This window comes from Pseudomonas sp. S60 (assembly GCF_016647865.1).
Classification (GTDB): domain Bacteria; phylum Pseudomonadota; class Gammaproteobacteria; order Pseudomonadales; family Pseudomonadaceae; genus Aquipseudomonas; species Aquipseudomonas parafulva.
The window spans coordinates 39,742-52,076 of sequence record NZ_JACVVH010000001.1; the positions used below are offsets into that span (position 1 = coordinate 39,742).

General features: G+C 63.4%; 10 protein-coding genes and 1 pseudogene. 4 read left to right on the forward strand and 7 right to left on the reverse strand.

The genetic code is table 11. The features are described from left to right. Nucleotide 1: 1 nt before the first annotated feature. From IAE33_RS00145 to IAE33_RS24835, 6 genes and pseudogenes are all read right to left on the reverse strand, one after another. Entirely contained in the window at nt 2-853 is an 852-nt protein-coding gene (locus IAE33_RS00145; protein ID WP_201161610.1) for a CAP domain-containing protein, read from the reverse strand. Between the two features lie 246 nt (nt 854-1,099). Then, entirely contained in the window at nt 1,100-2,017 is a 918-nt protein-coding gene (locus tag IAE33_RS00150) for an AEC family transporter (protein ID WP_201161611.1), read from the reverse strand. A gap of 86 nt (nt 2,018-2,103) precedes the next feature. Beyond that, nucleotides 2,104-2,952, reverse strand: coding sequence for an ABC transporter permease (locus tag IAE33_RS00155; protein ID WP_201161612.1), 849 nt, complete (start codon nt 2,950-2,952; stop codon nt 2,104-2,106). Continuing rightward, the gene (locus IAE33_RS00160; RefSeq protein ID WP_201161613.1) at nt 2,949-3,965 is read right to left on the reverse strand and encodes an ABC transporter substrate-binding protein; all 1,017 of its coding nucleotides are present in this window, start codon (nt 3,963-3,965) and stop codon (nt 2,949-2,951) included. The genes IAE33_RS00155 and IAE33_RS00160 overlap by 4 nt, the downstream gene beginning before the upstream one ends. A gap of 72 nt (nt 3,966-4,037) precedes the next feature. After that, complete coding sequence (locus IAE33_RS24830; RefSeq protein WP_371262495.1) at nt 4,038-4,793, reverse strand: methyl-accepting chemotaxis protein; 756 nt, start codon at nt 4,791-4,793, stop codon at nt 4,038-4,040. A gap of 102 nt (nt 4,794-4,895) precedes the next feature. Continuing rightward, a pseudogene (locus IAE33_RS24835) lies at nt 4,896-6,182 on the reverse strand (PDC sensor domain-containing protein); the annotation flags it as partial. A 214-nt stretch (nt 6,183-6,396) separates the two neighbouring features. Between IAE33_RS24835 and IAE33_RS00170 the strand changes: the two are divergent. Next, entirely contained in the window at nt 6,397-7,716 is a 1,320-nt protein-coding gene (locus IAE33_RS00170) for a Na+/H+ antiporter family protein (protein ID WP_201161615.1), read from the forward strand. Between the two features lie 9 nt (nt 7,717-7,725). On the opposite strand, the gene IAE33_RS00175 is transcribed toward IAE33_RS00170, so the two are convergent. Beyond that, nucleotides 7,726-8,730, reverse strand: coding sequence for a FecR family protein (locus IAE33_RS00175; protein WP_201161616.1), 1,005 nt, complete (start codon nt 8,728-8,730; stop codon nt 7,726-7,728). Nucleotides 8,731-9,007: 277 nt separating this feature from the next. Between IAE33_RS00175 and IAE33_RS00180 the strand changes: the two genes are divergently transcribed. From IAE33_RS00180 to IAE33_RS00190, 3 genes are read left to right on the forward strand one after another with little or no spacing between them, the layout of a single operon-like run. Then, nucleotides 9,008-9,481 (forward strand): MarR family winged helix-turn-helix transcriptional regulator, encoded by a 474-nt coding sequence (locus IAE33_RS00180; RefSeq protein WP_028633847.1) that lies wholly within the window; start codon nt 9,008-9,010, stop codon nt 9,479-9,481. A 30-nt stretch (nt 9,482-9,511) separates the two neighbouring features. Continuing rightward, nucleotides 9,512-10,705 (forward strand): HlyD family secretion protein, encoded by a 1,194-nt coding sequence (locus IAE33_RS00185; protein WP_201161617.1) that lies wholly within the window; start codon nt 9,512-9,514, stop codon nt 10,703-10,705. After that, nucleotides 10,702-12,237: a DHA2 family efflux MFS transporter permease subunit gene (locus IAE33_RS00190; protein ID WP_028633849.1), complete on the forward strand. Its 1,536-nt coding sequence runs from the start codon at nt 10,702-10,704 to the stop codon at nt 12,235-12,237. Before IAE33_RS00185 ends, IAE33_RS00190 begins: the two co-directional genes overlap by 4 nt. Nucleotides 12,238-12,335 lie beyond the last annotated feature (98 nt).

The window sequence follows — 12,335 nt, forward strand, 5'->3', positions numbered from 1 at the left end:
ATTACTGGGGGGTGCCGAACAGGCCGGTCCAATAAATGCCAGCATCGCTTTTCGGGTCGGTGGCATAGGCGGCGCCCAGGTCGCGGAAGTCCGGGTTCATCAGGGTTGCGCAATGCCCAGGGCTGTCGAGCCAGCCTTGAACCACTTTTTGCGCAGTGTCGCGGCCAGCGGTGATGTTCTCGCCAATCTGCTGGTACAGGTACCCGGCCAGTTCGGCGCGATCACCCGGCGTACGGCCATCCTTGTCGATATGGTCGAAGAAGTTCTGGTTGGCCATGGCCCGCGTATGGTTGGCAGCCACGCCAGCCAGCACGGCGTTCCAGGTAAGTGGCGGCGCGGCGGCGAACGGCTGGCCACCGCACTGGCGCGGCTGCTGGCGTGCTGCATTGATTGCCTGCAGTACCTTCTGCCCTTCGGCCTGCCAGTCACCCAGGCGACCGCTTAGCAGAGGGCGCGCCAGCACGATCCGCCAGTCTCGCCCTTCCTGGCTGACGCCGATGTCCACGAACTGCGGGTCGAGCACCACCTGACAAAAGCTTTCTTCGATGGCATGCATGGCCGCACGGGCATCGCGCGGGCCGGACAGGCTGATGGCCTGCACGTTGACCATGGGGTAGGCCGCACGGGTCATGGCCTGCTGCAGGTCGCGGGTGCCCTCCGGCGACAACGCCAGGCGTGTATCGCTGTTGAGCGGGGGAAGCTCCAGCGAAGCCTCCGTGCCACAGGACTGTGCCGTGCTGCGGTAGACATTGATCGAGTCGATCAGCTGCGCCTCTTCGCCGGTTACCGCCAGCGCTCCAGTCGAGACAAGCAGGCCCAGCGAAAAGGCAGCAACGGATGGCAGGACGCGCATGTGGATCTCCCTGTAACTGGCAGCGTCGTGGTTCGCGCTGCTCATCCTACACAAGCCCGGTGGTTTACGCCCGAGCCTGTGCAACCCATTGAACGGGTTGGCATGCACCGATGTGCCGTGAGTTTTACCCTAAGCGGCAATTGACCGCAGCCAGAGGCAAAAGTGCGATTGGGTGATCTGAAGGCGGCCGAGCTTGTGCAACGATTCAGCGCGGTAGCACGTTCCCTCAAGCGTCGGCCCAGCGGTTTAGTCGAGCGTCAGCATCAACACCAAAGGCAGGGTCGCTGCAGCCGCCACTGTCTGCAGCGCGATGATGGTTGCCATCAGCGGTGCGTTGCCGCCCATCTGCCTGGCCATGACGTAGGAGGACGATGCGGTGGGTAGCGCCTGGAACAGCACCGCGACCACCGCCGCCTGGCCACTGAGGCCAAGCAGCCGGCACAACGCCCACGCCAAGGTCGGCATGACCAGAAACTTGAAGCCCGACGCGGCCATCACAGGCCGCACCTGCTGGCCCACGCGCGCGCCGCCCAGCGCCGCGCCCACGCACAATAGCCCGAGTGGCAGCGCGGCCTGGCCCAGCGCCTTGACCGTAGGCTCGATGCCAGCGGGCAGGCCCAGGCCGGTGACCCGCAGTAGCAGCCCGCCAGCGCAGCCGATGATCAGCGGGTTGGCGAAGATCGCGCGCAGCACCGTAAGGGGCGAGCTGTGGCGCGCGCTGAAGCGCGCGAACACCAGCACGCAAAGCAAGTTGACCAGGGGCACGATGGCCGCGTTGGCTACCGCCGCCAAGGCAATGCCGGCCGTGCCGTAAATGCCGGCGGCCAGGGTCGCCCCAATGTAGTTGTTGAAGCGCACCCCGCCCTGAAAGACAGACGTGAAGTCAGCGCCGTCGTGCTGGCTGATGCCTTGGTACAGCATCAACAGCCCTGCGCCGGCTACGGTCGAAAGCATCAACACCGCCACCATGCCCAACACCGGCACGCCATCAAGGTTGGCGGTGGCCAGCCCATGTAGAAACAGCGAGGGCAGCAGTACGTAGTAGCTCAGGCGTTCGGCACCCGGCCAGAAACCGTCGGCCAGGAACCCCCTGATGCGCAGAAAGGTGCCCAAGGCGATCAACAGGATGATCGGCAACAGCGTGGTCAGCAGCAAGTGCAGCATGTTCGGTGATCCGTGGCCGGGTACGGCGCATAGCGTACCGGTTGCGCGCAGGCTTTAGAAACGCCGAAAACGCTTTGGTCGCTGCGTCAGCGCCGCCCGCGGCCGTAAGCCTGGCTGATGCGGTCGATCACCATGGCAAGCGCCACAATGGCCAGCCCCGCTTCCATGCCCTGGCCAACGTTCAGCGTCTGGATGCCCGCCAGCACGTCCTCGCCCAGCCCCCGTGCACCGATCATTGAGGCCACCACCACCATCGACAGGGCCATCATCACCGACTGGTTGAGGCCGGCCATGATGCTCGGCAGTGCCAGCGGCAGTGCGATGCGCCGCAACCGCTGCCAGCGGCTGGCGCCCAGCCCATGTGCGGCTTGCAGCAGCGAAGGGTCGATCTGGGCCAGGCCTAGTTGGGTCAGGCGCACCAGCGGTGGCAGGGCGTAGATCAGGGTGGCGAACACCGCAGGCACTTTGCCCAGGCCGAACAGCATCAGCACGGGGATCAGGTAGACGAACGCCGGCAGTGTCTGCATCACGTCCAGCACCGGCATGATCAGCCGCCGGGCCAGTGGGCGTGCGGCCAGCAGAATACCGAGCGGTACGCCGATCAGCACGCACAGGCCGGTGCTCACCAGCACCAGGGCAAGGGTTTGCAGCAGCTTGTCCCACAGCCCGAGCATGCCTATCAGCGCCAGCAACGCCACAAGCACCAGGCTTCGCACACCGCTGCGGGTGGCGTGCCATGCCACCAAGCCCACCAGTGACAGCAGCAGCCACCAGGGCACCAAACGCAGTAGGTTTTCCAGCCCGACCAGCACCTGCAGCAGTTGGTCGGACACCGCGCGCAGGTGGTCGCCATAGTTCAGTACCAGCCAGTCCACCAGCCTGTTGATGCCGTCGGCAAATGAGAACTGCAACGCTTGTGGAAAGCCCTCACTCACAGGCTGGCCTCGACCTTGGCCGCGATGTCTGCAGGCAGCCACGCTTTCCACACTGCCGGGTTGTCGCGCATGAACGCCAGTGCAGCTTCCCGTGGTGGTGTGCGTTTCTCGCTCATGCTTGCCAGGGTGCGGTTAAGCAGGTCAATGGGCAAATCGACCTGCTCGAACACCTTCACCAGGTCGGGGTAGTTGTCACGGAACGCCTTGGACACCCCGATCGACAGCTTGGCCGGCAATGAACTGCTGCCCTTGGGCGCCGGGTTGGCGGCATCGGTGAGCGTTGCCCAGGCCTGGGCGTCGAATGGCGGTTCCTGTAGCCGAATGAGCTTGTACCGGCCCATCAACGGGGTAGGGTTCCAGTAATAGAACAGCACCGGCTGGCCACGGCGGATCGCCGAGCCGATTTCGGCATCCATCGCTGCGCCCGAGCCGCTGCGGAAATTGCTGTACAGGTCGTTCAGGCCGTAGGCCTTGAGCTTCTGACTGTTGACGGTTTCAGACGTCCAGCCGCTGGGGCTGTTGAGGAAGCGCCCCTTGCCTGGCGCCTCGGGGTCGCGGAACACCTGAGGGTACTGTTTCAGGTCCTCGACACTGCGCAACTGTGGCGCCAGGGGTTTGATATTGCGTGCGGTGTCACCTTCGACCACATAGGCCGGTACCCACCAGCCTTCCTCGGCATGCTTCACGGTGTCGCCCAGTGCGAACACCTGCCCGGCCTGCTCAGCCTTGACCCAGGCCGGGCTACGGCCAGCCCATTCTTCGGCGATCACTTGCAGGTCGTTGCGCGCCAGGGCCACTTCCATGCTGACGGTACTGCCGGGCAGGGTGTCGGTGGCATGGCCGTAACCACGCTCGGCGATCACGCGCAGCAATTCGGTGGTGAATGCGCCGCTTTCCCAGCCAATGGCGCCGAAGTGGATCGGTGCTTGCGGTGGCGCTGCCGCTGCACTGTCTGCACTGGCCAGCCCTAGCGCCAGCAGCGCCCCCAATAGCAGCGTTGGGCCTTTCTTCATGAACACCTCGTCGTCTACGGCACCTTGGGAATGGGGCAAGTGTAGACGACGAGATGAACAGCCCTGGCAGGCTTAGACGCGGAACTGGTCCATCAGCGCCTGCTGCTGGTTGGCCAGGCTGTTGAGCGATTGGCTCACGCGGGCTGATTCGTTGGCCTGGCCAGACAGCGATTCGGTGACGTCGCGAATGGTCGCCACGTTGCTGTTGATTTCCTCAGCCACCGCACTTTGCTCTTCAGCGGCCGAGGCAATCTGCAGGTTCATGTCGGTAATCACCGTGACCGCCTGGCCAATGCGCTGCAGCGCGGTAACCGCCTGGCCCACCTGCTGCACACCGCTTTGGGCCTGGCGATGGCTATTGTCCATGGCGCCTACCACCTCACGGGTGCCGTCCTGCAGCGCTTCGATCACCTGGCGGGTTTCCTCCACCGACTGCTGGGTGCGCTGGGCCAGGTTGCGCACTTCGTCGGCGACTACGGCAAAGCCACGCCCGGCCTCGCCGGCGCGTGCGGCTTCAATGGCGGCGTTGAGCGCCAGCAGGTTGGTCTGCTCGGCAATGGAGCGGATCACTTCCAGCACTGAGCCAATCTTCTCGCTGTTCTGCGCCAGGCCTTGCACCTCGGCCATGGCGCCGCTCATGTCCGATGCCAGGGCATCGATGCTGTGGGTGGTGCGCTCGATCACCGCCAGGCCCTCGCGGGTGGCCTGGTCGGCCTCGCGTGCAGCCTGGGCGGCCTGCGCAGCGCTGCGCGCCACATCCTGGGCGGTTGCGCTCATCTCGTGGGAGGCGGTGGCCACCTGATCGACCTGACGATACTGCTGCTCCATCCCGGCGCTGGTTTCAGTGGCGATGGCCGACGATTGGTCGGCGGTGGAACGGGCAGCATGTACCGACTCCTTCACCTCGGCGATGGTCGGCTGCAACTTGTCCAGGAACCGGTTGAACCAGCCGGCCAGTTCCCCCAGTTCATCCTGCTTCTGGTAGGTCAGGCGGCGGGTCAGGTCACCCTCGCCGCTGGCGATGTCCTTGAGCATCGCGGCCACGCCCAGAATCGGCCGGGTCACCCCGCGTGCCATCAGCCACACCAGCAGCAACCCCAGAATCGCGGCGGCAAGGCCCAGGCCGAGTTCCAGCAGGGTGCCGCTGGTATTCAGCGCATCCAGCTCCTGCTTCAGGGTTTCGGCGGGGCCGGTCAGGGCGTTTTCGGGCACATCCAGCAGCACGCCCCAGGGCTTGGCGTCGGGGATGGGGCGGAAGGCCGCCAGCACCTTGAGGCGCTGGCGGTCGTTGAGAATGACCATCTTGCCATCGGCCAGCTTGCGTACCAGTTCGGCGCCCTTGGCGGTATCAACCTGGTCGAAGCGCTGGGCCAGTTTGCTGGCGTCGGCGCTGTAGCCGGCCAGCAAGCCCACAGGGCTGAGGATACCCACCGTGGTACGGCCTTCGTAGAGGCTGGCACTGGCTTCCTGGCTCAGCGCCTGCAAACTGTTCAGGTTGATGTCGGCCGAGAGCGTGGCGATGATCTTGCCGTCTACCGTGAGCGGGAACACGATGCTGGTCATCAGCACCTGCTGGCCGTCGATATCGTAGAAGTAGGGCTCTACCACGCAGACCTTGCCGGTGGTGCGCGGGCACACCCACCAGGTATTGGCGGGCTGGCCGCTGGGGCCGATGTCGGTGTCGGCCATGTCGTGCTCCGGGAGCGCCATGGACGTCAGCTGACCGGCGCGCGGCTGCGACCAGTACAGGGCAAAGCGCCCGGTTTCGTTGCTGCCCAGCTCCGGCTTGCCGGCAAACAGGCTGTCCTTGTTGTCCAGCGCATTGGGCTCGAACACCAGTGACAGCCCGAGCAGTTCAGGGTTTGCCTGCAGCGCGGCGCGTACCTGGCGGGTCATGTCCTCACGCAGGTCGAACGCATCAAGGAAGCGCTTTTCCGCCTGCTCGCGCAGGAACAGCACCTGGCGGGCAAACCCGGCGCCGTATTGGTAGGCGTCCATGAACTGGCGGCGGATGTTGAGTGCCTGCACTTCACCCTGGGACTCGATGCGCGATTGGGCCGACTCGGTCAGCATCTGCATGCTGCTGGCCTTCACCAGGTCGGAGCTGTGGTCCATGCGGTACAGCGACAGGCCGACGAGCAGGGTGACGATGCCTGCCAGGCACAGGCCGGCAAGCAGGGTGATCTTCCATTGGATGGAAAGTTGTCGCAAAGGCATGGGGCGTGTCCCTTTTCTAAGAGTAAGGGTTATGGCTTCGAAGGGGCGCTTCGCAGCCCCACAGGGCTATCGGCGTCAATAGCGCTTTCTTTATTCAAACGTTCAATTTAACCGAATGGCCGCGGGTAAAACGCCGCAACATGGCGTTTTTGACATCTGCGGCTCACTGCTTCAGAGTGCGCGCTTTTTTTCCGTCGTTATGAGGTAAGCCAACATGAATGCAGTGATCGCCGCGGTCGGCATCATGCTGATACTCAGCCTGTCCCGCGTGCACGTGGTCATCGCCCTGATCATCGGTGCCCTGGTGGGCGGGCTGGTCGGTGGCCTGGGCATCGACGGTACCCTCAAGGCCTTCAACGGTGGCCTGGGGGGAGGGGCCACGGTGGCGTTGTCGTATGCCTTGCTCGGCGCCTTTGCCGTGGCCATTGCCAAATCCGGGCTGGCCCACGCGCTGGCCGACCGGGCACTGGCCATGATCGACCGGCAGGGGCATGCCAATGGCGGCAAGGTAAAGTGGCTGATGATCGGCCTGATGCTGGTGGTTGCCGTGTGTTCGCAGAACATCCTGCCCATTCATATTGCCTTCATCCCCCTGCTGGTGCCGCCGCTGCTGTATGTGCTTACCCGCCTGCGCATCGACCGTCGGCTGATTGCCTGCGTCATCACCTTTGGCCTTATTACCCCTTACATCTTCCTGCCCGTGGGGTTTGGCAACATCTTCCTCAACCAGATTCTGCTGGCCAACGTGGCCCGCGCCGGCGTGGACATCACTGGCCTCGATGTCACCCATGCCATGGCCATCCCAGCGGCAGGCATGCTGGTAGGCCTGTTGACGGCAGTGTTCATCAGCTACCGCAAGAAGCGTGACTACGACCTGGCGCGCATCGAGCAGGTGGAGCAGGTGAGCGTGCAGTACAACCCCATGACGCTGCTGGTCGCCGGGGTGGCGATCGTCGCCGCCTTCATCGTGCAACTGGTGCTGGACTCGATGATCATCGGGGCCATGGCAGGCTTCCTGATTTTCTCGCTGTCAGGCATCGTCAAATGGCGGGATACCGATGACCTGTTCACCGAAGGCATGAAGATGATGGCCATGATTGGTTTCATCATGATTACGGCGTCGGGCTTTGCCGATGTGATGAAGGCCACCGGGGAAGTGAAGAGCCTGGTGGAAGCGGCGGCGCAGTGGATCGATCACAGCAAGGGTATCGGTGCCCTGCTGATGCTGTTGGTTGGCCTGTTGGTCACCATGGGCATTGGCTCGTCGTTTTCCACCGTGCCGATCCTGGCAGCGATCTTCGTGCCGCTGTGTGTTCAGTTGGGGTTCGACCCACTGGCCACGGTGTGCATCGTGGGCACCGCCGGGGCCTTGGGAGATGCTGGCTCGCCGGCCTCCGACTCAACCCTGGGCCCGACCTCGGGGCTGAATGTGGACGGGCAGCACCATCATATCTGGGACACGGTGGTACCGACCTTCATCCACTACAACTTGCCGCTGCTGGCATTCGGCTGGCTGGCGGCAATGACGTTGTAGGGGAGGGCGTCAGCCCTTGCGCGGGGGTGGCGAAATGCGGTTGAGCACGGTGCTGCCATCCTTGCTGCGGGTCAGGTAAACCGGCAGCACTTTGGGCAGGTTATTGACCAGTTGCCCGACTTCGCGGGTGTTGTACACGCCGCTGATGCGGATGTGCCCCGTACCGGCATCGGCAAGGCGCAACGGTTTGTCCAGGTAGCGGTTGATCATGGGCAGCGCCTGCTCCAGGCTGATGCTGTCCAGTACCAGCTTGCCGCTGCGCCAGGCCAGCGTGTTGGCAAAGTCATCAGGCTGCTCCAGTTGCGGCTCGAAGTCCCCCTGGCGGTAATTGGCCTGCATGCCTGGGCCCAGGCGGTAGCCGCCGCTGCCGTCGCTGGATACCAGCACCGAACCTTCCACCAGGGTCACCTTCACCTGATCCTGATACTTCCATACATTGAATTGAGTGCCGGTGACGCGAGTCTGCCCGTTCCCCGCACGTACGATGAACGGGTGGCTGCTGTCGTGTTGCACGCTGAAGAACGCTTCACCACGCTTGAGGGTGACCTGACGCTGGTCCTTGAAGTTGAGGTAGGTCAGTTCGGTGTTGAGGTTGAGCTGCACCGTGCTGCCGTCGCTCAACTGCACGGTCTGCATGTGATCGCCAGCCTCGAGGTGCTGGTAATGGTTGGGCAGCCAGCCTTGCTCCCAGCCCATCCACCCGGCCAGCGGCAGCGCCGCCAGCGCGATGGCCGCTGCGCAGGCCTGGGTTCGCCAGCGGCGTACCCGTGCTGGCCGGCCTGATCGGTTGGGTGATGCCGCTACATCGTCCCTGCGGGGCAGCAGGTCAGCGGTTTCCCAGATCTCCAGCATTGCCTTGTATTCCACAGCGTGCCGTGGGTCTGCCGCCAGCCAGTGGGCGAATGCCTCCCGCTCGGCGGCCTGGCAATCATCGGCATGCAGGCGCATGCACCAGTGCGCCGCAGCATCGGTGATGGCGTCATCAGGGCGTTTATTGGGGAGGTCTTGGTTCATTGCAGCTCCGGGTTTTGCGCATTCTAACCTTGCGCTGGGCTAGACGAGAACCGGAGTAATGGCGAATCAAAATCATTTATTTCGATTTTTCGCCGAATCTGACGATATTTACCGCGTTTGAGAACCCTTCGCGTGGAAAAAGCCCATCGCATGCAGGGGTATAAGACGCTATCCGCGCGTACCCGCAAAAATGAAATTTACGTAGCTCGCTAATCAAGGCTTTGACATTAACTGCCTAGGCAGTAATATTTTCACATAATTGCCCGAGCGATCACCCATGGCTCATTTTTCACCAGAAAATTTCCAGACCTGTGCCATCGGCATGCTGCTTGGCCGATCGGCCATTCTCAAGGACCGCATCCTCGACTGGCACCTCGAGTCAGAAGGCGTGACGGCTGCACAGTTCAAGGTGCTGATCATCGTGACCCAGTATCAGGTCGATACCCCGGCTGAGTTGTGCCGTTACCTGGGGCTGGACAGCGGGTCGATGACCCGCATGCTCGACCGGCTTGAGCAGAAGGAGCTGCTGATGCGCACGCGCTGCCCGGACGATCGTCGCCAGGTGCGCATCGCCCTGACCGAAGACGGCCAGCGCCTGGCCGACCGCCTGCCGGAGATTGGCGCCGCGGCCATGAACGAGCTGTGCGGCGTGCTGGCGCCCAACGAGCTGAAAACGCTCGAAAGCCTGCTGGCCAAGATTCTGCTGAACGCTGGCGACCCATTGACGGTCCGTCGCTTTGGCGACCGTTGAACCCTGCCACCTCTTCTTCAAGGTACCGTCATGGAAACCTCCACAGACACCCAGAACCCTCCCGAAGCGCCCCAGTCGTCGCGCAAGCGCAAGGTCTGGCTGTTGGGCCTGTTGCTGTTGGTCATACTGGCTGGCCTGGGGACCTGGGCGTGGTACAGCCTGGTTGGCCGCTGGTACGAGAGCACCGATGACGCCTACGTCAACGGCAATGTGGTGGAGATCACACCACTGGTCACAGGCACTGTCACCAGCATCGGGGCCGATGACGGTGACCTGGTGCACGCCGGCCAGGTGTTGCTGCAGTTCGACCCGTCCGACAGCGAGGTCGCGTTGCAGTCTGCTCAGGCCAACCTGGCGCGCACCGTTCGCCAGGTGCGCGGCCTGTACAGCAACGTCGATTCGCTCAAGGCCCAACTGGACACCCGCCAGGCCGAGCTGCGCAAGGCCCAGCAGGATTTCAACCGGCGCAAGGTACTGGCTGACAGCGGCGCCATCGCCGCTGAAGAGCTGTCCCATGCCCGCGACGACCTGAGCGTGGCCCAGGCCGCGGTCAACAGTGCCCGCCAGCAGCTCAGCACCAGCACGGCGTTGGTGGACGACACCGAGGTGGCTTCGCACCCCGAGGTCATGGCCGCCGCCGCCGACCTGCGCAAGGCCTACCTGGACCATGCCCGTACCACGCTGGTGGCGCCGGTCACCGGCTATGTGGCCAAGCGCACCGTGCAGTTGGGGCAGCGCCTGCAGCCGGGCACCGCCACCATGGCGGTGATACCGCTGGACCAGGTGTGGATCGATGCCAATTTCAAGGAAACCCAGCTGCGCCAGATGCGCATTGGCCAGCCGGTGGAAATCAGCGCCGACCTGTATGGTGGCGCGGTCACCTACACAGGCACTGTGGACAGCCTGGGCGCTGGCACCGGCAGCGCCTTTGCGCTGCTGCCCGCACAAAACGCCACGGGCAACTGGATCAAGATCGTTCAGCGCGTGCCGGTGCGCATTCACATCAACCCCGAACAGCTCAGGGATCACCCGCTGCGCATCGGCCTGTCCACGGTGGCCGAGGTCGATCTGCATGACCAGAGCGGCCCCGCCCTGGCCCAGCAACCGCCGCAGCAGGCCAGCTACACCACGCAAGTCTACGATCGCCAGTTGGGAGAGGCAGACAAGCTGATCGCCCAACTGATCCGTGACAACAGCGCACCTGGCAAGACGGCCCAGCGATGAGCAATAACGCCGCGGCCCAGTTCACCCCGCCCAGCCTGTTGCTGACCACGATCGGGCTGTCGCTGGCAACGTTCATGCAGGTGCTTGACACCACGATCGCCAACGTTGCCTTGCCGACCATTTCCGGCAACCTGGGGGTCAGTTACGAGCAGGGCACCTGGGTCATCACCTCGTTTGCGGTGAGTAATGCGATTGCCCTGCCACTCACCGGCTGGCTAAGCCGCCGGTTCGGCGAGGTGAAGCTGTTCCTGTGGGCGACGCTGCTGTTCGTGCTGGCGTCGTTTCTGTGCGGCATTGCCCAGTCGATGCCTGAGCTGGTGGGCTTCCGGGTGCTGCAGGGGGTAGTGGCAGGGCCCTTGTATCCGATGACCCAGACGTTGCTGATTGCAGTCTACCCGCCGGCCAAACGGGGGATGGCACTGGCACTGCTGGCGATGGTCACGGTGGTGGCGCCCATCGCCGGGCCCATACTGGGTGGCTGGATCACCGACAGTTACAGTTGGCCGTGGATCTTTTTCATCAATATACCCATTGGCCTGTTCGCGGCGGCAGTGGTGCGCCAGCAAATGCGCACCCGGCCGGTGGTGACCAGCCGGCAACCGATGGACTATATCGGCCTGCTGACGTTGATCGTGGGTGTCGGGGCGTTGCAGGTGGTGCTGGACAAGGGTAATGACCTGGACTGGTTCGAGTCATCGTTCATCATCATCGGCAGCCTGATTTCGGTGGTGTTCCTGGCGATTTTTGTCATCTGGGAGCTCACCGACCGGCATCCGGTGGTCAACCTGCGCCTGTTTGTGCACCGCAACTTCCGCGTGGGTACTATCGTGCTGGTGGGGGGGTATGCGGGGTTCTTCGGTATCAACCTGATCTTGCCGCAATGGCTGCAGACGCAGATGGGCTACACCGCGACCTGGGCGGGCCTGGCGGTGGCGCCTATTGGCCTGTTGCCGGTCATCATGTCGCCGTTCGTGGGCAAGTATGCGCACCGTTTTGATTTGCGGGTACTGGCGGGGCTGGCGTTTCTGGCCATCGGCGCCAGCTGTTACATGAGGGCGGGGTTCACCAGCGAGGTGGACTTCCAGCACGTGGCGCTGGTGCAGCTGTTCATGGGGATTGGGGTAGCGTTGTTCTTCATGCCGACGTTGAGCATTTTGTTGTCTGACCTGCCGCCGCACCAGATCGCCGATGGGTCGGGCCTGGCGACGTTCCTGCGCACGCTGGGGGGGAGCTTCGCGGCGTCGTTGACCACCTGGATATGGATCCGTCGGGCGGACCAGCATCATGCTTATCTGAGTGAGCACATCAGCCAGTTCGACCCTGCCACGCGGCATGCGCTCGAGCGGTTGGGAGGGGCGGATTTGCACAGCTATGCCCAGTTGGAGCAAATTCTCAATGGCCAAGCTTACATGATGTCGACGGTGGATTACTTTACGTTGATGACGTGGGTGTTTGCGGGCCTGATTTTGTTGGTATGGTTCGCCAAGCCGCCGTTTACGGCGAAAGCGGGGCCGGGAGCTGGTGGGCATTGATAGGCTTGACGACTCAAGGTGCCCGCCTGATGACCGCTTCGCAAGTGAGACCGAGCACCGCCCTAACCCACATCCAATATGCTTGAAGCTTGAAGCTT

Excerpts from the sequence above, each read along its gene's own strand:
- IAE33_RS00145 (WP_201161610.1), bottom strand. The coding sequence starts at position 853 with ATGCGCGTCCTGCCATCCGTTGCTGCCTTTTCGCTGGGCCTGCTTGTC.
- IAE33_RS00150 (WP_201161611.1), bottom strand. The coding sequence starts at position 2,017 with ATGCTGCACTTGCTGCTGACCACGCTGTTGCCGATCATCCTGTTGATC.
- IAE33_RS00160 (WP_201161613.1), bottom strand. The coding sequence starts at position 3,965 with ATGAAGAAAGGCCCAACGCTGCTATTGGGGGCGCTGCTGGCGCTAGGG.
- IAE33_RS24830 (WP_371262495.1), bottom strand. The coding sequence starts at position 4,793 with ATGGAGCAGCAGTATCGTCAGGTCGATCAGGTGGCCACCGCCTCCCAC.
- IAE33_RS00170 (WP_201161615.1), top strand. The coding sequence starts at position 6,397 with ATGAATGCAGTGATCGCCGCGGTCGGCATCATGCTGATACTCAGCCTG.
- IAE33_RS00175 (WP_201161616.1), bottom strand. The coding sequence starts at position 8,730 with ATGAACCAAGACCTCCCCAATAAACGCCCTGATGACGCCATCACCGAT.
- IAE33_RS00180 (WP_028633847.1), top strand. The coding sequence starts at position 9,008 with ATGGCTCATTTTTCACCAGAAAATTTCCAGACCTGTGCCATCGGCATG.
- IAE33_RS00185 (WP_201161617.1), top strand. The coding sequence starts at position 9,512 with ATGGAAACCTCCACAGACACCCAGAACCCTCCCGAAGCGCCCCAGTCG.
- IAE33_RS00190 (WP_028633849.1), top strand. The coding sequence starts at position 10,702 with ATGAGCAATAACGCCGCGGCCCAGTTCACCCCGCCCAGCCTGTTGCTG.